This window comes from Fuchsiella alkaliacetigena (assembly GCF_023227765.1).
In the GTDB taxonomy this organism is placed as follows: Bacteria; Bacillota; Halanaerobiia; order Halobacteroidales; family Acetohalobiaceae; genus Fuchsiella; species Fuchsiella alkaliacetigena.
Window position 1 is genome coordinate 18,205 of the sequence record NZ_JALKBZ010000003.1, and the last position, 26,884, is coordinate 45,088.

Here is a 26,884-nt window from a genome sequence, read left to right on the forward strand (position 1 = left end):
AGTTGGAGATAAGGTGGGAAAATTAGTGAAGAGTAGTAAGATTGGCTTTATAGGTACTGGTGCTATAGCTGAAGCTTTAATAAGTGGACTGCTAGAGAGTAATAGATTTAAGGCTGAACAGATAATCGGTAGTGATATTTCTAGTTCTAGACGGGAAGAATTAAAAACAAAGTACGGTATAGAAGTAACTGCTGATAATAGGTTAGTAGTTCAGCAGAGCGATTATTTGATTTTAGCTGTTAAACCTCAAGTTTTGACAGAGGTCTTAGCGGAGATTAGTGAGTTAATAACTGTTGAACAGCTTATTTTATCTATTGCTGCCGGAGTTAATATTGATAGAATTGAGTCAGCAATTAGTGAAACTAGAGTGCCGATAGTTAGGGTGATGCCCAATACTCCTGCTTTAGTAAAAGAGGGGGCTATAGCTTACTCCTTGGGTAGCTATGCTGATCAAAACTTGGCTGAACAGATTGAAAAATTATTAGGTGCTGTTGGTAAAGTAATTCAAGTTAAGGAGAGTTTAATGGATGCTGTGACTGGCTTAAGTGGGAGCGGGCCCGCTTTTGTACTGCTGATTTTGGAGGCTCTAGCTGCCGGAGGAGTTAGAAATGGATTGACTCATCAACAGGCTGAAGAGTTGGCTATACAGACATTATTAGGAACTGCTAAGTTAGCTTCAGAAAGTGAAGAACATCTGGCTGCTTTGCGAGATCAGGTTACTTCTCCAGCGGGAACTACTGCTGAAGGACTTTATAGTCTGGAACAAGGAGGAGTTAGAGCAGCTATTATTGAAGCCGTAAGTGCGGCTTGTGAGAGATCTAAAGAACTATAAATATTTAGGAGGGACGTGAATGCACGGAATAATTCAACTGATTCGCTTTGTGTTTAGAATATATACTTGGATTTTAATTGCTAGGGTAATTTCTACTTGGGTGAGTCCGCCTACACATAATCCAAATGTAAGGAAAATTTTGCGCTTTATTTATCAGGTTACTGAGCCAATATTAGCTCCCCTAAGACAGCTGTTACCTACTAGGGGAATTGGGATTGACCTTTCTCCAATAGTGGCTTTTATTTTAATCAGAATTATTGAAACATCTTTAATTAGAATTCTAATGGGAGTATTTATATATTAGCTATAACTGTTGAAAGTGGAGGGAATGCTTTTGTTTAATCAGGAGAAACTGTTAAAGCAGGTTGATGATGAAAATGAAAGGATAATGGCAGCTAATATTCTAGATAAAGCAGAACAAACTTTACGTAGTCATGAGCCCGTTTTTAGTAACTTTTTAAATCCTTATCAGCGTAGCTTAGTAGAGCCAGTTTTAGATAAAATTCATGATTTGAAATACAGGAGCTATGGTGCTTTTAAGAAAGCGGAACGTAAAATATTAGCTTTAGCTCCGGACTACTATATGTGGGAGCTATTAACAGAACCTTTAGTTATCTTAGAGATTAAAGGAAACTTCAAGTTTGAAAATGTTAATCATCGTGATTTTTTAGGAGCAATTTTAGGAACTGGAATTAAGCGGGAGTTAATAGGTGATTTGCTGGTTGCAGATGATGGTTGTCAGGTAATTGTTTTAGCTGAAATTAAGGAGTATTTACTGTTAAATCTAGAACGAGTGCATAAGGTTCCAGTAGAGATTGAAGAAATTAGTGCTGAACGATTATCTTTACCGACACAGAGAGTGAAGAAAATTAAGAGTACAGTAGCTTCTTTGCGCTTAGATTCGGTGGCTAGTTCTGGTTTTGCTACTTCTAGAACTAAAATGGCGCGAGAGATTGAGGCAGGTAAGGTGAAATTAAACTGGCAACAGGAGACAGATCCGGCTCAAAAGATAGACTTAACAGATGTGATTTCTATTCGCGGGCGAGGTAGAGTAGAAATAGATGAGATATTAGGTGAATCTAAAAAAGGGAGAATTAAGTTAGTTACTAAAAGATATCTTTAAGGAGATGATTTAAGTGGAAGAGTTTTTAACGCCGTTGGATATCTATAATAAGGAGTTTAGTCGCACGTTTTCTGTGTGGTCTTATAACGATAAAGAAGTGGATGCTTTTTTAGACTTAGTAGGAGAATGTTATGAACATTTATATACTAGTAATGAAGAATTAAAGAAGGAAGTTTCTGAATTAAAGAGGCGTTTGCAGGATTATAAGGATCGAGAAGAGACTATTAATAAGACTTTGGATACGATTAAAGATACTGCCGATAGCCATCAACAGACTGCTCGGGAGGAAGCTAGATCAATTATTAGAAATGCCCAGGAAAAAGCGGTTAATCTTAAAGAAAAAGCTGAAACTGAAGCTAATAAACTAATTGAAAATGCTGAGGCAGAGGCTGAAAGAATTCTCGATAGAGCTGAAAATGAAGCTGAGAAGTTATTAAGCAATGCTCAGGCTGAATTTGAGCAGAAATTGGAAAGATATAACGCGGAATTGGAGAAGCAGCGTAGTAAGTATCAGGACTTAATTGAACATAAAGAGCTATTTGAGATGAAGTTTAAAACTTTGCTTAGAATACATCTAAATATGTTAGAAGAAGAACAAGAAGTGGATGAGTTAGCTGAGCTAAGTCAGCAAGAAGATCTAACTTTGAATGATTTGCAAAAAGAGTTTGAGACAACTCAGGAAATGGATAAGTTAACAGTAGAGAACTCAGAAAATGATGATAAAGATGATGAAGATGAGTTTGAAAAGGATACTGAAGATAAGAGCTGGGAAGCTGAACAAGGAGAATCGGAAAAAGCAGAGCAAGAAGTAGTTTCAGAAGTTAATGAAGAGGTGCAGGAAGCTAGTCAAGAGGTAGCTAGTACTGAAGAAAAAGTGGAAGCGGATAGTCAAGAAAATCAGAAAAATGAAGAGCAGGATATTGAGCTAGATAACGAAGAGATAATATCTATTTTGGAGCAGATAGATAATTCTGATCAGGAACAGCTAGAAGATTCAAATAATTTGGATTTAAAAGAAGCATCGGATTCTGAGGTTGACGAGTGGGATGAAGAATCCTTAGAGGCTAATAAATTAAATAATATTGACCAGGCTGGAGAAGAAGCAATGAATGTTTTAGAACAGACTAATAAATTAAATGATTTATCTGAACTTGATGTAGATGAATTAGAGCAGAATGCTGGACTCAATGAATTAAAGTCAGGTTTTAAAAAGAACTTTAATGTGGACTTTGATGTTGAGGAGCAGGGAGAAGCTGCTAATGAAGAAGAGGATGAATAAAGCTAGAGTTGGAGTGTGATGAGGATGAAAATAGGCATTATTGGGGCAATGGAAGCAGAAATTGAGTTATTGAAAGTAGATTTGGAGTTAGCTGAAGTATTAGAGAAGGCAGGAATGAAGTTTTATACAGGAACTTTGCAAAATAAAGAAGTTGTATTAGTTAAGAGTGGAATTGGCAAGGTGAATGCTGCTTTGTGTGCTCAAATTTTAATAGATCACTTTCAGGTAGCTCGGGTTATCTTTACTGGGGTTGCTGGGGCAGTGGATGCCCAGTTAGAAGTAGGGGATATAGTAATTTCTGCTGATGCTGTTCAGCATGACCTCGATGCTACAGCTATAGGTCATGAGTTAGGTGAGGTACCTAATCTGGATAAAACTGTTTTTAAAGCCGATGATGAGTTAATAGCTGCGGCTAAAACGGCTAGTGAAAAGTTAGCTAAAGAAGATGGATTGAAAGTGATTACTGGTCGGGTTCTTTCCGGTGACCAGTTTATAGCTGAACGGGAAAAAGTAGAATGGCTTAGAGAAACCTTTGCTGGTCACTGTGCTGAAATGGAAGGAGCTGCTGTAGGCCAGACCTGTTTTTTGAATGAAACTCCCTTTGTGATTATTAGGTCTATGTCTGATAAAGCTGATGGAGGAGCAGAGGTTGATTATCCTACCTTTATGAAGCAAGTAGCTAAACATTCGGCACAGATAGTTAAAGAAATGCTGGGTCAGCATTTATAGTATTAAAAATATCCTTGACGGATTTTAAAAACTGTAATATAATATAAAGCAAATTAAAATAATAATCCTAATTGCTATGATAGAGAAGAGTAAATAGGTTGAAAGTGCTTAGCGAGCCGGAGAACTGGTGAAAGTCTGGCCACGGACAACTTATTGAAGATCATCTCTGAGCAGTCTAACTGAAATTAATAGTAAGTTTGGACCGGTAGCTACCGTTATCAGCTTTAGAGATAGAAAGGTTGGCTCAATAGCAGCTTTTCTAATTAGGGTGGTACCGCAGGTAAACCTTGTCCCTTAGGGGATGAGGTTTTTTAAATTTTAAATTTAATTTGGAGGTGGAATTAGTTAATGGATTATAAAGAAACATTGGATTTACCACAGACGGAGTTTCCGATGCGAGCTAATCTATCGGAGCGCGAAGAGGACTTTCAGGAGTTTTGGCAGGAAAATGAGGTTTATGAACAGGCCTTGCAGAAAAGAGAAGGAGCTGAAAAGTTTATTCTTCATGATGGCCCGCCTTATGCTAATGGTGATATACACATTGGTCATGCTTTAAATAAGATTTTAAAGGATATTGTAACTCGTTATCAGACCTTGAATGGTTATCAATCACCTTATATTCCGGGCTGGGATACGCACGGATTACCTATTGAACATCAGGTGACTAAGGAATTAGGGGAGCAAAAGAAAGAACTGAGTATAGCCGAGTTGCGTGAAGAGTGCAAAGATTATGCTTTGAAGTATGTAGATCGTCAGCGAGACCAGTTTAAGCGTTTAGGCGTTTGGGGAGATTGGGAAAATCCCTATATTACTTTAAATCCTGAATATGAAGCTAAGCAAATTGAAGTTTTTGGTGAAATGGCCAAACAGGGTTATCTTTATAAAGGTCTAAAACCGGTTCATTGGTGTGTGGACTGTGGAACTGCCTTAGCTGAGGCTGAGGTGGAGTACGGTGAAGATAGGGCTCCTTCTATTTACGTTAAGTTTCCAGTTAAGGAGTCTTGGAAGGTTGGTGATACGGAATTAACAGCAGCCGAAAGTTATGTAGTTATTTGGACTACTACTCCTTGGACTATACCTTCTAATATGGCTATCTCGGTTCATCCTGATTTTGAATATGTAGTAGTTGAAGCTGAGGGAGAGCTGTTGGTGTTGGCTAAGGAGTTGCTGGATGAAGTAATGGAGATTTGTGGTATTGATGATTATAAAGTTTTAGAGAAGGTTAAAGGAGCTGATTTAGAAGGTTTAATAACTAAGCATCCTTTCTTTGATAGAGAATCGCCGCTTATTTTAGGTGAGCACGTTACTTTAGAACAGGGTAGTGGTTGTGTGCATACTGCTCCGGGCCATGGTCATGAGGACTATGTAATTGCTCAAGAGTATGATATTCCGGTTTTTGCACCTATGAATGATCAAGGAGTATTTACTGAAGAAGCAGGGCCCTTTGCTGGCATGTACTATGATGATGCAAATATTAAGGTAACTGATTTATTAAAAGAAGATAATTTATTGATGGATTTAAGTTTTATTGATCATTCTTATCCTCATTGTTGGCGTTGTAAGAGTCCAGTTATCTTTAGAGCTACTGAGCAGTGGTTTGCTTCAATTGATGCTATTAAGGATAGAGCGTTAGCAGCTGTTAAAGAGGTGAATTGGTATCCGAGTTGGGGAGAAGAGAGAATTTCCAATATGATTGCCGATCGTTCCGACTGGTGTATTTCTAGACAGAAAGTCTGGGGGGTACCGATTCCTATATTTTACTGCTTAGACTGTGGGCACGATATAATGAATGAAGAAAGCTTAACTGCTGTCCAAGAGTTATTTGCTGAGCAAGGCTCTAATGCTTGGTTTGAGCTGTCAGCTGAAGAAATTTTACCGACTGGATTTGAATGTGCAGAGTGTGGAAGCAGTGATTTTGAAAAGGAAAGCGATATAATGGATGTCTGGTTCGATTCTGGAGCTAGTCACGCAGCAGTATTGGAGAACTATGAAGAACTGCGCCGACCGGCTGATCTTTACTTAGAAGGTACTGATCAGTATCGGGGTTGGTTTAACTCTTCCTTATTGACTTCTATTGCTTATAAAGACGAAGCTCCTTATCGAGCTGTAGTAACTAATGGATTTACTGTAGATGCTAAAGGGAAAAAGATGTCTAAGTCACAAGGGAATGTAGTTGCTCCGCAAGAGGTTATAGATCAGTACGGAGCCGATATTCTCAGACTTTGGGTAGCTTCTTCGAACTTCAAAGAAGACATGCGGATTTCCGATGAGATACTACAGCAGAATGCTGAGGTTTACAGAAGGATTCGCAATACTTTAAAATATATCTTAGGAAATCTAAACGATTTCGATCCAGCTGTGAATAGAATTGATTATGCTGAATTACCGGAGTTGGATCAATGGGCCCTACACAAGTTACAACAGTTGATTAAAGGGGTTAATGCTGCTTATGAGGAGTATGAGTACCATAAACTCTACCATCAAGTGCATAACTTCTGTTCTGTAGAGATGAGCTCTTTTTATATGGATGTCTTAAAAGATAGATTATATACTTCCGGTACCGATTCTGAGTCTCGTCGAGCAGCGCAGACGGTAATGTATGAGATTTTAACTACTTTAGTTAGAATCTTAGCTCCAGTATTAGTCCATACTGCTGAAGAAACTTGGCAGCATTTACCGGAAAGCTGCAAAGAAGAAGCTAGTATTTTCTTAACCGATTGGCCTAGTGTAAAGGATGATTATTTAGATCAAGAGTTAGAAAGCAAATGGAATAGATTATTAGCAGTTAGAAAAGATGTATCTAAAGCACTAGAGTTAGCTAGAAATGAAGGTACTGTTGGTCATTCTCTTGATGCAGCAGTAGAGCTTTATACTGCTGAAGAGGAATTAGCTGACTTTTTAAAGCAGTTTGATAACTTAGCTGATCTGTTTATAGTTTCTAAAGTGGAACTGCTTGAGTTCGAGCTTGAGGATTCAGCAACTTATGAAGGGGAAGAGACAGCAGTGGAGGTAGTAGTTAAGTCTGCTCCCGGTGAAAAGTGTGAACGTTGCTGGAAATACTGTGAGACGGTTGGTGAAGATGCAGAGCATGCTACTATTTGTAGTAGCTGCTTAGAGGTAATAAAATAGTTGTAGATTAAAGAGCCTGAGTTGTTATTTAACTTAGGCTTTTTTTATTTTGCAACGATTTTGGTGTAAAGTTTAGTTAATAGTTGATAATTGGAATTCAAAAACTTAATTTTATTACCACAATATTGGTATATTGTTACGGTTGGTGCGGGAGGTCAAATGGGTGTTTAACGCTAGAAAAGTTTATTTTAGTACTTCTAAGACTCATCTCCACTAAAATAAGAACCTGCCAATTTTAATTAGAAAAATTGGCTAAACCAGTTCTTATTTTAGCTCCGATTCGTCAAGAAGTACTAAAAAACAAACTTTAATGTCGCTTATAAACACCCATTTGACCGTGCTGATAACGAAAAATATATTTGAGGCGTCTTCCGCTAACATAATTCTGCGCTTTATATCCCAGTGGGGGTTGTTTCAGAGTGGAATTCAGGTTTTTCGTCGAAATTGCTAATCTCTTTTCAAAGTGCTTCTGTCAAATCATAATATATCAAATAATTTGTAAGTAGCACTAAGCTAGAAAAAGGTGTTGGAACGGCGAAACTTCCCCCACTGGGTCATTAACGCAACATTAGAACGATAATGTTACATATAAGCTAGTGGAAAAAACTAATTAATATTCCATATTTAAAAACTACATATTTACTAACTCTTTGGCGAATAACTATTAATGGACTCAATATAAGCTAAGGAGGAAAAATAATGAAAGAGATGCAGCAAAAGACGACTAAGGATCAGGATATAGAACTAATTTCTACTAATATGAGCAACTTTGAAGGAACGTTTAACCTAGATAAGTCAGGGTTTGATCAAAACTTGCCAGGCCACACCACTGAGCATAAAATGATTATGCGTCAGGAGCCTCGAACAGTAAAAGAGGAAGGAGTAGGAATTGGCCTACCTCAAGATGTTCGTTTGGAAATGGCGCAGATGTTAGATGACCATCAGTGTGCCTTAACAGTTGCTTTACACCAGTATAATAAACATCACTGGTTGACTGAAGGCGCTGAAGCCTTTCACAGTTTGCACCATCTATTAGATGAGCATCGGGATAAGACTCAGGATCATATCGATATGGTGGGTGAACGAGTTGCTCGCCTAGGATGTGTGCCTACCGCTCATCCGGTTACTCAGCATGAGCTTTCTTATTTAAAGCATGAAGTTGAAGGACGTTATACGATGCGTGATTATTTGCGCAATGATTTAGAGCATGAGCTAAAAATACAGGAGATGATGAGGCAGACTATAAGTCGGGCCCATCAGCTTGAAGACTACGGTACTGCCGAAGTCTTACAGGAGGTTCTTTTAGATAGAGAAGACTTTGGCTACCATATTCTTAGTGTTTTAGAGGATGATACCTTAGTCCGCGGAATGAATCATTTATTAGATGAAAATCAGGATTTAATTAGAAATCAGCCTGCTAATTCCGAGGACAAACTACAATAATTGAATAACTATTTAAATAAGAGTTTGGAGCTTAAGCTCCAAACTCTTATTTAAATTTTAAACCCCCTCAGATTTTTTCCGATGTATAATCAGATAACTTTTCTTTAATACTAATAGCAGAAAGTAAGTCTCATCCCTTAAATTAGAAATTAAGATTTTCAGCAAAAAATACTATCTTTGCGTCAGATGAAGCTTCTGTTAATGATTTTAGATAATAAAAACTAAAAATTTACTTATTTTGATATATATTACAAAATAAAACGTATAAACTAGTAATTTACTGTAAATAATGATAATAAGGCTGGTTAGTGGAAAAAAATGGGAGGGTCGCTAGTGGGGAAAAAGGTAGACATTTCAGGAGTTAATACTTCAGAGCTGCCTGTTCTATCTAACGAAGAAATGAGAAAGCTATTTAAAAAGATGCAAGCAGGTGATAGAGAAGCTCGCCAAACTATAGTAGGAGGTAACTTAAAGTTAGTTCTTAGCGTTTTGCAGAGATTTAATAATAGAGGTGAGCCTATTGATGATCTTTTCCAAGTGGGATGTATTGGTTTAATGAAGGCTATCGATAACTTTGATTTAAGTAAAAATGTTAAGTTTTCTACTTATGCAGTGCCGATGATTATCGGTGAAATTAGGAGATACTTAAGAGATAATAATCCAATTAGAGTTAGTCGCTCTTTAAGGGATACTGCTTATAAAGCTTTGAAGCTTAAAGAAAATTTAGAGAATAAGAACTCTGAAGAGCCTACTTTAAGTGAGATAGCTGAAGAGTTAGATATTCCTCGGGAAAAGATAGTTTATGCTCTGGATGCTATTCAGGATCCTATATCTTTATTTGAACCAATTTATCAAGATGGAGGAGATCCCATCTATGTGATGGATCAAGTCAGTGATGATGAGAGCGAAAAAGAGACTTGGCTAGAAGGAATTGCTGTTAGAGAAGCTTTGCGTAAATTAGAAGATAGGGAGAAACTGATCTTAAGTTTAAGATTTTATGAAGGTAAAACCCAGATGGAAGTAGCAGATAATATTGGGATTTCTCAAGCCCAAGTTTCTCGCTTAGAGAAAGCTGCTTTGCAAAATCTTGAAAAATATGTTAGGGAGGAATAGTATGCAACGTTTAAGATTGATATTTATTACAGTAATAACTTTAATTATTTTAACCGGATTAGCTTCTACTTCAACTATAACATGGGAAGAAAATATAGATAGTTCAGTTTCTAGAGCTGAAGACTTATTGAGACTCCATGTAGTAGCCAATAGCGACTCGGTCTTAGATCAAAGAATAAAAAGAAGAGTTCGCGATAGAGTAATTGAAGAGACGGAGAGTTTATTAGCTGGAGTAGAGGATCAGTCAAAAGCTAAGCAATTAATTACTCACAAATCTGATTATATAAAAGGTATTGCTAAATCCGAGTTAAATAAATTTGATAAAGACTATTCGGTAGAGGTTGAGTTAGGAAATTTTGAATTTCCTAAGCGAACTTATGGCGATCTTACTTTATCAGCAGGGAATTACGAAGCTTTACGAGTAAGTTTAGGCCGAGGTCAAGGTGAAAACTGGTGGTGTGTACTATTTCCTCCATTTTGTTATATAGATTCTAATCATAATCATAAGCAGGATTTAGAAAAGGTTGATGAGGAAGAGTTAGAAATAAAAATGAAATCTCGGGTTGCAGAGTATGTAGAGGATAATCCTCAATTAGCTGAGCAAAAAGAAAACTTAGTTGAACTGTTAAGAGTTTCTATAACTGATTTTAATAGTTTAGTGGATAATATAATCAAAGATGACTAAAGGCTTCTGTTTTGCAGGAGCTTTTTTCATTATAGTTTACTTATTTTCTTAAGTAAATACTCACATAACTTATTATTTGTGCATATAATAAACTATAAAGGCAGTCTGCATATCTAGGGGGAATTAGAGTGATTAAGACCTCAGAATTGAAGCAGAAGGAAGTTATTAATGTTAATAATGGAGAAAGATTAGGTTTAATTAGAGATATAGAGCTTGATTTAAAAGCTGGTAAGATAGAGTCTATAATTGTTCCCGGTGAGAAGAAGGTTTGGAGTTTTTTTGCTAAGGATAATGATTTAATTATTGCTTGGGATCAGGTAGAAAAAATAGGAGAAGATGTAGTTTTGGTGAATTTATATGATCTTAAAGAGTTTAATAACGATACTTAATTAGCTAATTAAATTGAGCTGTTAACAGGAAATTTTAATGGAATCGAGAACTTTTAATATATAGTATTAAATTTTAACCATTTAAATTACTAGCTATTAGGGGGAGTTTAATGAGTAAGAATAATTTAATTAGATTCGGTATTTCTATGAATGAAGATTTATTGGAAAATTTTGATGACTTGATAGTAAAAAAAGGCTATTCTAATCGCTCAGAAGCTATTAGAGACTTAATTAGGAATAGGTTAGTAGAGAAGGAATGGAAAGATAATGAAAAGGAAGTAGCAGGTACAATTACTTTAGTTTATGATCATCATGTGAGGGGTCTAAGTGGTGAATTAAATGAACTGCAGCATGACTATCATGATCTATTCTTATCAACTATGCACGTTCATTTGGATCATAATAACTGCTTAGAGGTTTTAGTTGTTAAGGGTAAAGCAAGGGAAACTAGAGAGGTAGCTGAAAAGTTAATTGGACATAAAGGAGTTAAACATGGTAAGTTAACTATTACCTCTACTGGTAAAGACTTAACTTGAAAATTGAATTGTGAGAACTCTTAATCGGGCTATTAAGGGCCCGATTAATTGCTTAACGCATTGTGAAAATAATAACATTATCTTTTTGACAATAACCCTTTTTTATGTTAAAATTATTATGTAAATTAGGGTTTTGTATACTATATAAAATTGGGAATAAGTGGATGATAAATTTTAGTTTAATTAACTATACTTTAGAAATAGATAGCATCTATCTCTCATCTATCTCTAAAGTAATTAAGTGTTGCTTGAAATAGTTTATTTAGTTGAATTAGTGTTTTTAGTTTACTGAGGAGGTTAATAAATGGATAAGTCTTATGAGTATCAACAATTAGAAGAAAATAATGAACTAGGTGTTTCAAATTCAGAACATAGTTATGGGCAGGAAAGTATTTCTCCCCAAAATAACTTAAAACTTAAAAAAGATAGTGCTAAAGATATTTTTATAAGCGTATTGCCTATTATTGGCTTGCTAGTCATTTGGCATTTGATAGCTATTTCTGTAACTAGAAGCAGAGGAGTTCCTTTTCCTACTCCAGGACAAACCTTTATTAGGTTTTATGAACTATTAAGAGGGGATATTTATTTAGAGCACACAGTTTATAAGCATTTACTGGATAGTTTAATTAGATGGGGTTCAGGTTTTTTATTAGCAGCTATTACTGGAATGATAGTTGGAATTTTAATAGGTTGGTCTAAAATTTTCGATAGACTTTTAATGCCTATTGTCTATATCTTACAGCCAATTCCTAGTCTGGCTTGGATACCAGTAGCGATTTTGCTTTTTGGTTTAGGAGGCCAGTCTACTTTATTTATTATCTTTTTAGCGTCTTTATTTCCAGTAATTATCAACATGGCTGCTGGAGTCAAAGGAGTTAATAAGATGTATATTAGAGCGGCACGGATGATGGGTTTAGAGGATAGATCACTTTTCTTTAAGGTATTGTTGCCAGGCTCTATACCTCACCTGTTGAGTGGTTTCAGAGTTAGCTTAGCTAATGGTTGGCGGGCTTTGATTGCTGCTGAGATGATAGCAGCTGCTGGCTCTGGAGTTGGTTACTCTATATTTCAGTCCCGTTGGAATTTAGATTATGCTTCGGCCTTTGTTAATATAATTTTAATCTGCATTGTAGGTTTGATTATTGAACGCTTAGTATTTACTACTATTGAAAGTCAGACTATTCAAAAATGGGGAATGAAACGAGAGGAGATATAGGATGACGCAATCGGTTAAGATTAAAGGAATTTCTAAGAAGTTTGTGGATCAGGAGACTGGAGATGAGCTCTTAGCTCTTAATAATATTAACTTAACTGTTCATGAAGGGGAGTTTGTCTGTATCTTAGGCCCAAGTGGGTGTGGTAAGTCTACTCTTTTAAATTTAATTGCTGGTTTTTTGGAGCCTAGTGCGGGAGAAATTTTAGTGGGCCCTGAAAAAGTGAAAGAGCCGGGCCCGGATCGCGGAGTAGTCTTTCAAGAATATACTCTTTTCCCTTGGTTGACTGTAATTGATAATGTGAAGTTTGCTTTAGATCAGCAGCAGTTGACTAAGCAGGAAAAAGAGGAAATTAGCAGTAAGTATCTTTCCTTAGTAGGACTAGCAGACTTTGCTGATGCTCGTCCGCATGAACTATCGGGGGGAATGAAACAGAGAGTAGCTATTGCTCGAGTTTTAGCTATGGACTGTGATATCTTATTGATGGATGAACCGTTTGGTGCTTTAGATGCTCAGACTAGACAGATGCTGCAAAAAGAGTTATTGGAGATCTGGGAGCAAGAAGAAAAGACGGCTATTTTTATTACTCATAATGTGGATGAAGCCGTTTATTTAGCCGATAGAGTAGTGGTTTTTTCTGCTCATCCAGGTCAAGTAAGAGCTGATGTGCGAATTAATATTCCTAGACCTAGAGATCGTTTAGCTAAGGAAGTGGCTGAAGTCAAAAGAGAGCTTTTAGATTACTTAACTATTGAAACTTATAGTGCTTAATTAAAAAAGGGGAGAGAGAACTATGTTTAAGTTGAGATTTAAAAAGTACTTATTAATTAGTTTAGCTTTAGTTTTTTTAGTAGGAACTTTGTTAACAGGCTGTGGAGCTGAAGATGATGATACTGTTACTTTAGGCTATCAGACGGCTTTATCCCATACAGCAGCTATCGTGGCTGTTAATCAGGATTTCTTTGCTGAAGAAGGGTTAAATATAGATGCCAAGCTTTTTAGTAGCGGGCCCGATGTTAATGAAGCAGTGGCGGCTGGCAGTGTTGACTTCGGCACTATGGGTGATACTCCAGTAATAATGGCTACTGCAGGTGGTTTACCAGTTAAGGTTTTAGCAGGTATTGGTGGTGGAGCAGAACGACAGCGTTTAATGGTTAGAAAGGATAGCGATATAGAGTCCGTTCAAGATCTAGTTGGTAAAGAGGTAGGAGTTCGACGGGGAACTAGTGCTCACGGTGGCTTTTATCGCTTGCTTGAAAATGAAGGCTTAGCTGATGATGAAATTTCTGTGGTGGATATTCGACCGGAGGATATGCCTGATTCTTTAGCTACAGAACAGGTAGATGCAGTATTAATCTGGGAGCCTACGCCGACAGTTATTGAGGGAGAAGGAATTGGTCGGCAGATAGCTAATTTGGTAGGTACGGGCAATGAATATCTCAGTTTTGCTTTAGTTAATCAAGCTTTTGCTGAGCAAAATGAAGAACAGGTACTTCAGTTCATGAGGGCCTTGGATAGGGCGGTAGACTTTATTGAGGAAAATCCCGAAAAGACGGCTCAAATAGTAGCTGAGGTAACAGGACTTTCCGAAGACTTAGCGGCCAGTGCTGTGGATAATCATTACTTTAGATTAGAATTAGATGCTGAAATTAAGGCTAGTTTAGAGGATACAGCAGAGTTTTTGTATGAAAATGGTGATATCTCTACGATACCAGATTTTGATGCTGCTTTAGATAAATCATATCTAGATAAAATTCAATAATATCTATAAGTTTTTATACCCCTGAGTGATGAGCTCAGGGGTATTTTTTATGTATTTTATTTTGTTCTTATGAAAATTGGGTTAGTATAATCAAATCTGTATTTGACTTGGCGTTAACACTTTGCTATAATCATTTTGTAATTTATTCTAGCTGGACAAGTACATTTATTAAGTATACCTCATAGATAAGCTATTATACATAGATGAACTTTTAATATGATTTAAACAAGGAGGAAATTTAATTAGTATTTCATGTGCGTAAACTTAAGCTAAATTTTAGTAAAATACACCTTTATTAATGTAATGTTCATTCAAGTCCAAAGTCAAATTCAAAAACAGTTTAACACAGACTAAAATCTGACTAAGTTCTGACTAAACCTTAAAACCATTAATTATTTAATTATTTTAATTTTTTATGTTTTAGTCAGATTTTGTCTGAACTTAGTCTGTGTCAAAATAGGTTTTGAACTTTATGTTTTCATGGTTTCTATTGCAACAATATGTCTATAAAAGAACAAATTAACTAGAAAAATATGTATTAAGTTAACGCATATGATTAGTATTTATAAAGTTACTTCATTTATGTGAACAAATAAGTGAAGATATGGATTTGCTTCCTTATTATAAAAGAGTTTTAGGAGCACTGTTAGTAGAGTAGAAATATCAATTTTTTGAAAAATGATATATTTGACCTGAAGTTTCTATTCTGCTATAATTTATTTGGCGTTTAAGTCTGTATTTATTAAGGTGGCTTATCAACTGTAATGTTTATATAGTAATTACTAATTGACAAGGAGTGATTTAGTGGCTAATTTAAAGAATAAAATCGCTAGTAAAGAGTCTGAAAAGCGTTTAGGAAAAACTATTGGTTTTTGGCAAGCATTTGCTATTGGAACTGGGACAATGATTGGAGCAGGGATATTTATACTTCCTGGTATAGCTATTACTGCTGCCGGTCCTAGTGCTGTAATTTCTTTTATTTTAGGTGGTTTAATTTCATTGGCAACAGCTTTAAGTATGGCTGAGTTGGCAACTGGTATGCCTAGAGCTGGTGGAGACTATTATTTTATAAGTAGGGCTATGGGCCCGCTTTTTGGTTCTATAATTGGCTTAGGAGCCTGGTTTGCTTTAGTCTTTAAAGGTTCTTTTGCTTTAATTGGTTTAGCAGAGTATCTAAAAGTTTTGTTTCCTGTTCCAATTTTGATAACAGCAGTTACAGTAGGACTACTATTGCTGTTTATTAATTATCGCGGTGCGGAAAGTAGTGGGAAATTACAAAATATTATAGTAGGTGGTTTATTTGTAATTTTAATAACTTTTATTTTAAGAGGCCTATTTATGATAGAAGCTGATAATCTTACTCCATTTTTTGTTGAAGGATATGGAGCCGTTTTTGGAACTACTGGTTTAGTATTTGTTTCTTATTTGGGGATTACTCAGTTAGCAGCTATTTCTGAAGAGGTTAAAGAGCCTGCTAAAAATTTACCTAGAGTTTTTATAGCGTCTGTATTAGCAGTTACTCTCCTCTATGTGGGGATAATGTTAGTGATTAGCGGTGTTTTTCCACAAGAAAAAGTAATAGTTATGGGTACTCCACTAGTAGAAGTTGCTAGATTGATGGTGGGGCCAGTAGGAGGAATTGCTATTGTAATAGCTGGTTTTTTAGCCACTGTATCGACAGCAAATGCTGCTTTATTGTCTTCTTCTCGTTTTCCTTTTGCTATGGGACGAGACAAATTAATGCCGCAGTGGTTTATTGAAATTCATAGTAAGTATTCAACTCCCTATAAAGCTATTCTATTTACCGGTTTAACTATGATTGTACTTTTATTACTTTTTAATGTAGAAGATTTAGCTAGATTAGCTAGCAGCTTTAACTTTCTTGATTTTATGCTGGTTAATTTATCGGTTATAATTTTACGTAGAGCAAGCCATAAATGGTATAAACCTACTTTTACTGATCCTTTGTACCCCTTTACGCAGATTATTGGTATTGGCGGAAGCTTTTTATTATTATTACAAGTAGGTTTAATGCCCTTATTATTTGTTGCTGCTTTAATACTCTTAGGAATAATATGGTATATAACTTACGGTGGACGAGACTCCTTGCCTAAATATAATTTGCTCGATGTTATAGAAAAAAGAGAGGCTTCAATTGAAAAGTTAGATGAAATAGCTCAAGATAAAAAAGTATTGGTGCCAGTTTCTAATCCCGACCATGAACATGATTTATTGCATTTAGCCGATCACTTAGCTGATAAAGTTGTTGGTTTAAATGTAGTTCATGTCCCTTCTCAAACCTCTTTGAGAGCAGCTCGTCAAGCTTATGAAGAAGATGAAGCTAATACTGATAATATTTTGGAAACTAGATTTAGAAAAAATATGGAGCAGATGAATAAAAAATCAGACTATATAATTAGCTTTGATCATGATGTGCCTAGTTCAATTTTGGAACAGGCTGAAAAGGAAAAGGCTAATTTAATTATTATGGGCTGGCAACGAAAAGATAGATTTGATTATAGAATAGGTGGCTTAACAAGTAAGGTTTTGGCTCGCGCTAAAAGTAATGTAGCTATTTTAAAAGGACATTTTCCAGACTTAATTAATGAAATTGTGGTAGCTTATGATGGAGGAGATAATTCAACTTATGCTCTTTATTTAGCTAAAAGGTTAGCTTTTGATGCTGGAGCTAAAGTAAGGGTTTTAAGGATAATTAATCCTGATCTATCTACAGAAGAAAAAGAAGCTATAACTTCTGAATTGGAAAAACTAGTTGAGGTAGCCGAAGGTTATGAGATGGATTATGAACTTAAAGAGCGCTATTCTACCGTTGATGGGATTTTAGAGTCTACTAAGGAAACTGATTTAACAATCATGGGAGACTCTAATCGGCGATTTAGAAGAGCATTACTGGGTTCTACTCCGCAACGAGTAGCTAGGCATACTGAAAACTCTATTTTAATTGTTAAAATGTATAAACCTATTTCTTCTGAAAGCTTTAGAGCTTTTATTGGTAAATTTAAATAATTATTTAAAATAAAACCCATAAGTATCTCTTGACAATAAAGGTTACTTATGATAGCATTAGAGCAGTTTAAAATGAATAAATCGCTGAATCTTCCGATTTCAATTGGAAGAACGGAATGAACAGATAATCAAAGGGTGAATTTCTTCTTGAAGAAGAATAGGGATACTCCCAAGTCCGAACCCAAATGTTCAAAAATTCGTAAGCGTTCTGGGGGAATAGATAAAGGAAGTAATGCCTACGGAGAATTCTATTCTCTCCGTAGGTTTTTTGTTTTTGGATATTTTTGGAGGAGGGGATAAATAATGGCCGAAATTCAATCAGAAGAACGTTTAGGTAAAAGTTTAGGTTTTTTCGCAACTTTTACTATCGGGACTGGGACAATGATTGGAGCAGGAATATTCGTTTTGCCAGGAATTGCTTCAGCTACAGCCGGGCCCGCAGCTATATTTGCTTTTCTTTTAGGCGGACTAATTTCTATAGCTACCGCTTTGAGTATGTCAGAGTTAGCAACCTTAATGCCCAAGGCTGGCGGAGCCTATTACTTTATTAGTAGAACTATGGGCCCGCTTTTTGGAACAATAATTGGTTTAGGAGCTTGGTTTGCTTTAATTTTTAAAGGTTCCTTTGCTTTGGTTGGTATGGGTGAGTACTTAGAAGTTTTGTTAGCTACACCTGTTTTAATTACAGCGGTTGTAGCAGGCTTACTTTTATTAATTCTTAATTATCGCGGTGCAGAAAGTAGTAGTAAGTTACAAAATCTCATAGTAATTGGGCTTTTTGTAATTTTATCGTTGTTTATAGGTAGAGGATTTTTCATGTTAGAAGTCGATAATCTGACTCCAGTAATGCCCTATGGAGTTTCATCGGTATTTGCTACTACAGGACTGATTTTTGTTTCTTATCTAGGGATCACTGAATTAGCAGCCGTTGCTGAGGAGGTTAAAAATCCTTCTAAAAATCTACCCCGAGCCTTTCTGGCTTCCGTAGGAGTGGTTACCTTTCTTTATGTAGGAGTTATGTTAATAGTTAATGGGGTTATCCCTTTGGAAAAGTTAGTTGATATGAATGTTCCTTTAGTGGATACAGCCGGCTTGATGGCAGGAAGTGGAGGTAGATTAGCTATAATTTTAGCTGGTTTTTTTGCTACTGTTTCTACAGCCAATGCAGCAATCTTTTCATCATCCCGTTTTCCCTTTGCTATGAGTCGTGATAACTTGATGCCTAAGCCGATTATAGCTATTCATTCTAAGTTTAAGACTCCTTATAGAGCAGTTTTGCTTACCTGCTTACTAATGATTGGGCTACTATTCTTCTTTGATGTACAAGGTTTGGCTGAGTTAGCTAGTGCTTTTAATGTATTGATCTTTATTTTAGTTAATTTAGCAGTGGTATTTTTGAGAACAGTGGATACTGAAGACTATAAATCATCTTTTAAAGATCCTTTGTATCCAATTTCACAGTTGATAGGGATCTTTGGTAGCTTCATTCTATTATTTCAACTAGGTATTTTACCTATAATTTTTGCAATCGGAGTTGTAGTCTTAGGAGGAGTTTGGTATAAGGTTAGTGATACCAAAGAGGTTGAGGTTGAATACGATATTATTGATGCTTTAGAAAAGGATGTTTTGCGAAAAGAAGAAGTTCCTGACTCACCTATTGGAAAGAAGAAAAGAGTTTTAGTACCAGTTTCAAATCCTTATCATGAGAATGATTTATTGCACTTAGCTGATCATTTAGGAGATCAGGTTATTGGTTTAAATGTAGTTAAAGTTCCCACTCAGACTAGTCCTTATGCAGCTAGAAATGATTTTGAGATTAATCCGGGGCATATTCATAAACTACTAAGGGAACAGTTTGAAGAAGTTGTTGAAAAATTAAATACTACTGGAAAGTATATAGTTAGTTTTGATCATAATATACCGAACTCTATATTACAACAGGCCGAGGAGGAGAAAGCAGATTTAATCATAATGGGCTGGCAAAGAGCTAATAGATTACATTATACTATTGGTAGCTTAGCTAGTAAGGTTTTCTCTAGTGCTAAGAATCATGTTGCTATATTAAAAGGAGAATTCCCGGAAATTATCGAAAAGATTACTGTAGCTTATGATGGTGGTGATAACTCTACTTATGGACTTTATTTAGCTAAAAGATTAGCTCTTGATGCTGGAGCACAGCTAAGTATTTTAAGAGTAGTTGACCCCGATTTATCTGCTGTGGAGAAAAGAGAGATAAGAGATGAGTTAAAGAATATTGTTAAGGTTGAGAAGGGTTATGATATTGATTATCAAATTAAGGAACGCTTTTCAGTTAGCGATACAATTTTAGAAGCTACTCAGGAGTCTGATTTAACTATTGTAGGTGTTTCAAATAGAAGATTTAGCAATGCCCTTTTAGGAACAACTTCTCAAAGAGTAGCTAGGCATAGTAAAGCTCCTGTTTTGCTTGTCAAGAGATATAAGCCTCTTTCTTCTGAGGGATTAAGATCCTTTTTAGATAAGTTTAAGAATAATAAAGAAGAAAAGCTTCCTATTAAAAATGAAAATTAGCTATAAGCATGATATACTTGCTATAAAAACATAAGTTGTTTGTTATATAACAATAACTTATGTTTTTCTTTTAGCATTTAGGAGGGTAATTATGAGTAATGGAAAAGTTTTAGTGATAGATGATGATCAAAATATCTGTCAGATACTAAAAGACTATTTAGAATTTGAAAACTTTGAAGTAATAGTGGCTCATGATGGTCAAGAGGGATTAAGAAAAAGTAGAGAGGAAAATCCTGATATCATAATTCTTGATATTATGCTCCCAGAAATGGATGGGCTAGAGGTTTGTCAACAATTACGGCCTCAAAATGATACTCCAATTATAATGCTCAGTGCTAAGAATAAAGATACTGACCGAATTACTGGTTTAGAAATGGGGGCTGATGACTATGTAACTAAGCCTTTCAGTCCTAAGGAAGTAGTGGTTAGAGTAAAGACTATTTTAAGAAGGACTGAAAAAAGTGCTGAATATACTAATACTATCTCTTTTCCTCAACTTGCTATTAACCAAGATCATAGAACAGTTAAGGTTAAAGGGGAAGAGGTTGAGTTAACTCCTAAGGAGTTTGACTTATTATGGCACTTTGCTTCTTCTCCCAAACAGGTATTTAAACGACAAGATCTATTGAATAAGGTCTGGGGCTATGACTATTATGGTGATATTCGCACGGTAGATACTCACATTAAATCTTTAAGAGATAAGCTTGGAGAACCTGTTCAAAATTATATAAAGACTATTTGGGGTGTTGGATATAAATTTGAAGCAACAGAAGATTAGACAAAATACTTTATTCAGACGTTTGTTAATCAGATTTTTGCTGATTAGTCTAATTATAATTGTAGTATTGGGGTTTTCGACAATTTATTTTTTTGAAAATATTTACTTTGAAAAAAGCGAAGAGGAAATAGTTCAAAATAGTCAAGTGATGATTGACTTTGTGGCTCAAGCTTTACAGAGGGAGGATCAAACAACAGCTTTTAATTGGTTAAAAATAATTGCTCAATTGAACTCTGGTCAAGCTTGGATAGTCGATGAAAATAGCAGATTAGTGTTAAGTTATCCTTCGGTAAGGGAAGAGCAAGGAGAGCAGATAGAACTGCCGGAGTTTGAAAAGGTTTTAGCTGGAAATATTATTTCTCAACGAGTTGATTCATCTTATTTTGAAAGACCGATGCTGTTAATAAGTCTACCGATTTATCAAGGAGAAGATATTGATAATGTTTTATTAGTATTTACTTCAGTAGCTGGGATTAACTCTACTGTTAATCAGGTGCAGAAGTTAATGTTAACTTCTTCTATTATAGCTGTTTTATTAGCTATGTTGATAGCTTATAACTGGTCAAGATCACTTTCAGATCCCTTACGCAAGATGAGCAAGACTGCTATTGAGTTGAGTCAAGGTAATTTTGGAAAGCAGATTTCTACCGATGAACAGGGAGAAATTAAGACTTTGGCTGAAAGTATGAACTATTTATCGACTAAGTTAGAAAGTACCATAGAAGATCTAGTAAAAGAACGTAATAAGTTAAAGTATATTTTAACAGGGATGGAAGAAGGGGTCTTAGCAATTGATGAGCAGCATCAAATAATCTTAGTTAATAGTGCTGTGAAAGAGTTATTTAACTTATCGGCAGTAAAGGGAGCTAATTTTACTGAAGTTATAGAGCATAGTGGGACTAAAGAGACTTATTTAGAGTCTTTAGCTACTGGTCAATCATATCACGAAGAGTTTTCTCTTAATAAAAATGGTACCCCAAAAAGGTTGTTACTTCATTGTACTCCTATATATACTGAAAAAGAAGAATTCTGGGGGGTGGTTGGTCTTTTTCAAGATATCAGTGAGCGTTGGCGCTTTGAACAGTTGCAAAAGGACTTTGTAACTAATGCTTCCCATGAACTTAAGGCCCCCTTGACTTCGATACAAGGTTCTGCTGAGATTTTACTGGATGGAGTTGTAGATTCTACTGTAGAAGAACAGGATTACTTGCAGATTATCCTTCAAGAAACTAATCGACTTACTAAACTAGTAGAAGAGATATTGGAGTTGTCGGAATTTGAGGCTCAGGCTGGAGAGCTAGTAATGACTGAAGTTAATGTTAAGCAGTTATTAACTGATGTTAGTACAGTCTTTAATAAGATCTTAATTGAAGAGGAGATTAAACTAGAGGTTGAAAAGCCGACTAGCGAACTTTATATTTGGGCTAATCAGGAAAAGATAAAACAGGTACTACTGAACTTGCTAGAGAATGCTTATAAATATTCTCAAGGAGAGGACTTAATAGTATTAGCAGCTGTTGCTGAAGGAGAGAGAGTGAAGTTTTGGGTGCAGGATTATGGGATTGGAGTTCCGGCTGATGAGTTACAGAATATCTGGACTAGATTTTATAAAGTTGATAAAGCTCGGACCCCTACTCAAGAAGGTAGTGGACTAGGTCTTTCCATCGTTAAGTGGATAGTAGAAGCCCACGGAGGAGAGGTTTTTGTGGAAAGTGAACTTGGTCAGGGTTCAATCTTTGGTTTTTATTTGGAAAGGCATGACTTGAATTCTTGATTATTCTTTGATTTTTTCTCAAAGTTTTATCACAAAAGAAGTTTATAATTAATTGTGTAATCTTAAAGGACAGTAAAATTCTTCTGTCCTTCTTTATATAAATAATTTTTGTTAGTTAAAATCTAAGAAGGGGGAATTAAAGATAATGAGACATAAGAAAAAAATAGCACTTGTATTAGCTTTAGCACTATTCGCTTTGGTTATTGTTGGTTGTGGAGCTCCAGATGTAGAGGAAATGGAAGAGATCGAGCAAGAAGAGATTGAGCAGATGGAAGAGGAAAGCTTTGATGAGGGAGCCGAAGAGGACTTTGATCCTTTTGAAGAAGAGCCAATGGATGGTGAAGAAGAGCCGATTGAAGAAGACTTTTAAATTTAACTAAATATTAAGCTGGTATATATCAATTTGTAGATTAAATTGATCGTTAAAACAGAGCAGCAATGTTAACATTGCTGCTCTGTTTTTATTTTTTCAATTAAAGATTAGTAATTTTTGTTAAAGTTTAAATTTGAGAGGTTTTTTTCTTTTGTTATAGAAATATATGTTAAGGTAGTGTTTTTAGTTAACTTGAGCTATTATCAAAGGATAGTTTAAAGGCTAGTAGACTATTTATATTTTTAAATTGAGGTCAGTTAGGGGGAGTATAATGAGCTTAAAAAAGAAATTATTTATTTTAATTTCAGCCTGTATTTTGATATTATCGTTAATTATTTTGTTTTATATAAGAGGACAGGTTATTAACATAGTTGAAGTTAATGAAAATCGACAGTATAATGCAATAATTAATACTGTTGAAAAAAGGATGGCTAAACAGCTTGAAAAGGCCGAACTTACTGTTTTGAGTATTGCTAATAATCCAGAAGTTCAGCGAATATTTGCTGCTGGTCAAAGAGAAGAACTCTATCAGTTTTTGGCTCCTACCTATGATTCAATTAAAGATAGCTTTGATCAATTTCAATTTCATTTACCAGATTCTACTAGCTTTTTGAGAATGCACTTACCTTCTCAGTTTGATGATGATTTGAGTGGGTTTAGAGATACGGTTAATGAAGCTAATCGGACTCAACAGTTGACTACTGGTTTGGAGGGGGGAGTGGGAGGTTATGGTTTTAGAGCAGTAGCACCTGTTTTTTATGAGGAGCAACATATTGGTTCAGTGGAATTGGGGGCAGAGTTTGGGACAGGCTTTATCCAGGAGTTAAAAGATGATTTTGGAGGAGAATATATTGTATACACTTTCAGAGAAAATAATATAGATTCCAAATTGGAGAATTTTGAAGTTGAAGATAATAGATTAGTTGCTACTGTTGAGGAAGATAGCTGGCGGGTTGATACAGAAGTAATTCAAAGAGTAAAGCAAGGTGAGAAAGAAATTAAACGGTCTGCTAATGGCTCTGAGGCTACTTTGTTATTCCCAATTAAAGATTTTAATAATGAAGTTATAGGTTATTTGAAGATTATTCAGGATAGAAAAGAAGTTTTAAGCTTATTGAGTCAGACTGGCGGAAATGTATTCATATTAACCTTAGCCGTATTGTTAGTAACTGCGGTAATTGTTTTTAAATTAATAGAATATGTATTTGAACCTCTAGATAGATTTAAGGAAGTGTTAACTCAGGCTTCTTTAGGTAATCTGAAAAACTATTATCCTATAGAGCAAGTGGACTGTGTAGAGCTGATGAACTGCGATAATTCGGACTGTCCGGAGTATGAGGAAGGTAAGACTCTATGTTGGTTTGAGGTGGGTAGTTATGCTCCAAAGTTTGGGAGAGAGATAGTTTGTCCTCGAATCATTAACGGTGAGTATCAGTCCTGTCAAAAATGCAAGGTTTATCAGCGAGTTTGTAAGGACGAAGTACTTACTCTAGGAGCTTGGTTGAATAAATTTATTGAGGTTGCTAATGATATGGTGGTTGAAATTGAGAAGCATCAACAACGATTAGGGAATGTTTTTGAAAAAGTAGGAATAGTATTTTGGTCACAGGATTTATCGGTTGATGAATTGAGCTATGTTTCTGATTCTTGTCAACAACTATTTGGCTACTCAGCAGCAGAGTTTTATGAACAGCCTGAACTTTGGCAGGAGATTATACATCCTGAAGATGTAGACTTTGTATTAGCAGAACAGACATCGTTATACGAAAGTAAAGAAGGGGTGGAAACTGAGCATAGGGTAATTAAAGCCCAGGGAGAGGTAGTCTGGATTAAAAACTTTGTAATCCCTATTTTAGATGATGAAGAACAGATAGTTCGTTTAGACGGAATTGCTTATGATATTACTGAATTAAAGCTTACAGAGCAGGAATTAGCTAAGTCCCGGCAGTTATATAGTAATATAGTGAATAGTCAGCAGGAGATGATCTGTCGTTTCGATCCCGATACTACTTTAACCTTTGCTAATCAGGCTTATTTAGACTATTTTGGAGTAACTGAAGAGGAATTGATTGGAAATAAGTTTTTAGATTTAATTCCTAGTGAAGACCATGAACATGTTTTAGCTCAATTAGAGGAGTTGGCTGCTACGGGAGAGCCAATAACTTATCAGCATCAAGCCGAAGTTAAAGGAGAAATTAGATGGCAGCAGTGGACTGATTATCCCATTTATGATGAAGAGGGAGAATTCTTAGAGTTTCAGTCTATTGGAATTGATATTACTGAAAGAAAGCGGGCTGAAGAAAGAGCTAAAAAAATTAAAAAGCGCTATCAAAGTTTAGTTGAAGCTCAGCAGGATTTGATTGTTCGTTTAGACTTGGAAGGTCGGTGTACTTATGTTAATGATATTTTCTGTGAAACTGTAGGTAAGTCTCGCAAGGAGTTACTAGGTCGCAGCTTTGCAAATTATATATACCAAGCCGATCTGTCTAAGTTTAAAGAAGAGTTTAAACAGCTAACAGATAAGCCCTTTAAGTCAGAATTTGAGATTAGATTAGAGACTATTGAAGGTTTAAATTGGTTTAATTGGAAGGTTTATGCTATTGTAGATCAAGAGGGAGAAGTGGAGGAAATACAGGGGGTTGCACGGGATATTACGGAGCTTAAAGAAGCACTAAGTCAGGCTGAAGCAGCTAATAAGGCTAAGTCACAGTTTTTAGCTAATATGAGTCATGAAATTAGGACTCCACTTAATGCAGTGATTGGTTTTAGCGAGATTTTGGAGTCACAGGTGGAGGATGGCCAGCAGCGGGCCCACTTACAGGCCATCAAGGCTGCCGGAAGAAGTTTATTAAACTTAATAAATGATATTTTAGATATTTCCAAGATAGAAGCTGGGATTTTGGAAGTAGATTTAGTAGTAATGGATCTCAAAAGTCTTTTAGATGATATGGAACGGATATTTTTACAGGAGGCTGAAGAGAAAGGCTTAAGTTTGATGATAGATTATGAATCTTCATTGCCTTTAATTGAGTTTGATGAAGGTAGATTACGACAGATCTTATTAAATCTAATTGGTAATGCTATTAAGTTTACTCAACAAGGCCATGTTAAGATAACTGTAAAAACAGAAGCAGAATCCAAGGCAGAGCAACTAAAGCTGATTATTGAGGTTGAGGATAGCGGAATAGGTATAAATGAAGAAGACCAAGAAAGAGTTTTTGCTCCCTTTACTCAGCAAAAAGGACAAAAAATTGAAGATTACGAAGGGACAGGCTTAGGTTTAACCATTACCCGGCGTTTAACAGAATTGTTAGGTGGTAAGATTACCTTAGATAGTGAATTAGGAGCAGGGACAGTTTTCAGACTGGAGTTTCCAGAGGTAAATATAGTTGAAGCTACAACTGAAGATGAAGAAGAAAATTTTAAGGAGAATATTTATTTTACTGGAGCAGAAGTTTTGGTAGTAGATGATGTAAATTCTAATCGCAAACTCCTAAAGACTAAGTTAGAAAATAAAGGTTTGACAGTAATAGAAGCAGCTTCAGGTACAACAGGAGTAGCTAAGGCAGTGGAGTTTGAACCAGAGTTAATTTTGATGGATATTAAGATGCCTCAAGTTAATGGCTACCAGGCTAAGCAAAGGATTAGAGATAAAGGTTTGGAGATGCCTATAATTGCTCTTACTGCTTATGCTACTAAAGCTGAAAGGGAACGAGCTAAGGCAGTTGGTTTTGATGGTTTTATTGCTAAGCCGATAGAGGATGATAAGTTGAATAGAGAGTTAGCTAAATATCTAGACTTTGCTGTTCAGGAGGAGCTTGATGAGCAGTCGGAAAATTTAGAAGAAATAGTTAATTTAACTGAATTGCAGAGAAGCTTAAATAATGATTTTAAAGAGGAATTTGAAGAGCTACAAAAAGCTTTTGTAATTAATGAAGTTGAAGACTTTGCTCAGCAATTATATAAATTAGCTAAGCAGCATCAGGCTACAGAGTTAGCTAAATATGCTCAAGCTTTAGAAACTTATGCTAATAACTTTGAACTACAAAAGTTAAAGGAAAAATTCGAATCTTTTCCAGCAAAAGTAGAAAGCTTACTTAATTCTTAACCCATTATATTTTGACGGAACTGCTAAGTAAAGCAGGATA

The 26,884-nt window shown here is 35.7% G+C and carries 20 protein-coding genes, 1 riboswitch and 1 other annotated feature; all 20 genes read left to right on the forward strand.

Annotation, left to right across the window (positions count from 1 at the left end):
• Positions 1 to 25: 25 nt before the first annotated feature.
• Positions 26 to 832 carry a pyrroline-5-carboxylate reductase gene (gene proC / locus MWH30_RS01385; protein WP_248662250.1) on the forward strand — a complete coding sequence of 269 codons (807 nt, stop codon included), beginning with the start codon at positions 26 to 28 and terminating at the stop codon, positions 830 to 832.
• Positions 833 to 851: 19 nt separating this feature from the next.
• Complete coding sequence (locus MWH30_RS01390) at positions 852 to 1,136, forward strand: YggT family protein (protein ID WP_248662251.1); 285 nt, start codon at positions 852 to 854, stop codon at positions 1,134 to 1,136.
• Positions 1,137 to 1,160: 24 nt separating this feature from the next.
• Entirely contained in the window at positions 1,161 to 1,955 is a 795-nt protein-coding gene (locus MWH30_RS01395) for a photosystem II electron transport protein, Sll1252 family (RefSeq protein ID WP_248662252.1), read from the forward strand.
• Between the two features lie 13 nt (positions 1,956 to 1,968).
• The gene (locus tag MWH30_RS01400) at positions 1,969 to 3,234 is read left to right on the forward strand and encodes a DivIVA domain-containing protein (protein ID WP_248662253.1); all 1,266 of its coding nucleotides are present in this window, start codon (positions 1,969 to 1,971) and stop codon (positions 3,232 to 3,234) included.
• 24 nt (positions 3,235 to 3,258) lie between these two features.
• A complete protein-coding gene (locus MWH30_RS01405) occupies positions 3,259 to 3,963 on the forward strand; it encodes a 5'-methylthioadenosine/adenosylhomocysteine nucleosidase (RefSeq protein ID WP_248662254.1) in 705 nt (234 codons plus the stop codon).
• Positions 3,964 to 4,030: 67 nt separating this feature from the next.
• Positions 4,031 to 4,261 (forward strand) — a binding site (T-box leader).
• Between the two features lie 50 nt (positions 4,262 to 4,311).
• Positions 4,312 to 7,092 carry an isoleucine--tRNA ligase gene (ileS, locus tag MWH30_RS01410; RefSeq protein WP_248662255.1) on the forward strand — a complete coding sequence of 927 codons (2,781 nt, stop codon included), beginning with the start codon at positions 4,312 to 4,314 and terminating at the stop codon, positions 7,090 to 7,092.
• A gap of 699 nt (positions 7,093 to 7,791) precedes the next feature.
• Positions 7,792 to 8,535, forward strand: a complete 744-nt coding sequence (locus tag MWH30_RS01415; RefSeq protein ID WP_248662256.1) for a ferritin-like domain-containing protein — start codon at positions 7,792 to 7,794, stop codon at positions 8,533 to 8,535.
• 318 nt (positions 8,536 to 8,853) lie between these two features.
• Positions 8,854 to 9,648: an RNA polymerase sporulation sigma factor SigG gene (gene sigG / locus MWH30_RS01420; protein WP_248662257.1), complete on the forward strand. Its 795-nt coding sequence runs from the start codon at positions 8,854 to 8,856 to the stop codon at positions 9,646 to 9,648.
• Position 9,649: 1 nt separating this feature from the next.
• Positions 9,650 to 10,333, forward strand: a complete 684-nt coding sequence (spoIIR, locus tag MWH30_RS01425) for a stage II sporulation protein R (protein ID WP_248662258.1) — start codon at positions 9,650 to 9,652, stop codon at positions 10,331 to 10,333.
• A gap of 128 nt (positions 10,334 to 10,461) precedes the next feature.
• On the forward strand, positions 10,462 to 10,722 hold the full coding sequence (locus MWH30_RS01430) for a YlmC/YmxH family sporulation protein (protein WP_248662259.1): 261 nt from the start codon (positions 10,462 to 10,464) through the stop codon (positions 10,720 to 10,722).
• A 110-nt stretch (positions 10,723 to 10,832) separates the two neighbouring features.
• Positions 10,833 to 11,258, forward strand: a complete 426-nt coding sequence (gene nikR, locus MWH30_RS01435) for a nickel-responsive transcriptional regulator NikR (protein ID WP_248662260.1) — start codon at positions 10,833 to 10,835, stop codon at positions 11,256 to 11,258.
• Positions 11,259 to 11,562: 304 nt separating this feature from the next.
• Positions 11,563 to 12,474: an ABC transporter permease gene (locus tag MWH30_RS01440; protein WP_248662261.1), complete on the forward strand. Its 912-nt coding sequence runs from the start codon at positions 11,563 to 11,565 to the stop codon at positions 12,472 to 12,474.
• Between the two features lies 1 nt (position 12,475).
• Positions 12,476 to 13,243 carry an ABC transporter ATP-binding protein gene (locus MWH30_RS01445; protein ID WP_248662262.1) on the forward strand — a complete coding sequence of 256 codons (768 nt, stop codon included), beginning with the start codon at positions 12,476 to 12,478 and terminating at the stop codon, positions 13,241 to 13,243.
• A 22-nt stretch (positions 13,244 to 13,265) separates the two neighbouring features.
• On the forward strand, positions 13,266 to 14,234 hold the full coding sequence (locus MWH30_RS01450) for an ABC transporter substrate-binding protein (protein ID WP_248662263.1): 969 nt from the start codon (positions 13,266 to 13,268) through the stop codon (positions 14,232 to 14,234).
• Positions 14,235 to 15,038: 804 nt separating this feature from the next.
• Complete coding sequence (locus MWH30_RS01455) at positions 15,039 to 17,261, forward strand: amino acid permease (protein WP_248662264.1); 2,223 nt, start codon at positions 15,039 to 15,041, stop codon at positions 17,259 to 17,261.
• A 72-nt stretch (positions 17,262 to 17,333) separates the two neighbouring features.
• Positions 17,334 to 17,482: riboswitch (cyclic di-AMP (ydaO/yuaA leader) on the forward strand.
• A gap of 82 nt (positions 17,483 to 17,564) precedes the next feature.
• Positions 17,565 to 19,811 (forward strand): amino acid permease, encoded by a 2,247-nt coding sequence (locus MWH30_RS01460; protein WP_248662265.1) that lies wholly within the window; start codon positions 17,565 to 17,567, stop codon positions 19,809 to 19,811.
• A gap of 91 nt (positions 19,812 to 19,902) precedes the next feature.
• Complete coding sequence (locus MWH30_RS01465; protein WP_248662266.1) at positions 19,903 to 20,589, forward strand: response regulator transcription factor; 687 nt, start codon at positions 19,903 to 19,905, stop codon at positions 20,587 to 20,589.
• Positions 20,570 to 22,363 (forward strand): ATP-binding protein, encoded by a 1,794-nt coding sequence (locus tag MWH30_RS01470; protein WP_248662267.1) that lies wholly within the window; start codon positions 20,570 to 20,572, stop codon positions 22,361 to 22,363. Before MWH30_RS01465 ends, MWH30_RS01470 begins: the two co-directional genes overlap by 20 nt.
• 145 nt (positions 22,364 to 22,508) lie before the next feature.
• A complete protein-coding gene (locus tag MWH30_RS01475; RefSeq protein ID WP_248662268.1) occupies positions 22,509 to 22,733 on the forward strand; it encodes a hypothetical protein in 225 nt (74 codons plus the stop codon).
• 274 nt (positions 22,734 to 23,007) lie between these two features.
• On the forward strand, positions 23,008 to 26,844 hold the full coding sequence (locus MWH30_RS01480; protein WP_248662269.1) for a PAS domain S-box protein: 3,837 nt from the start codon (positions 23,008 to 23,010) through the stop codon (positions 26,842 to 26,844).
• Positions 26,845 to 26,884: the final 40 nt, after the last annotated feature.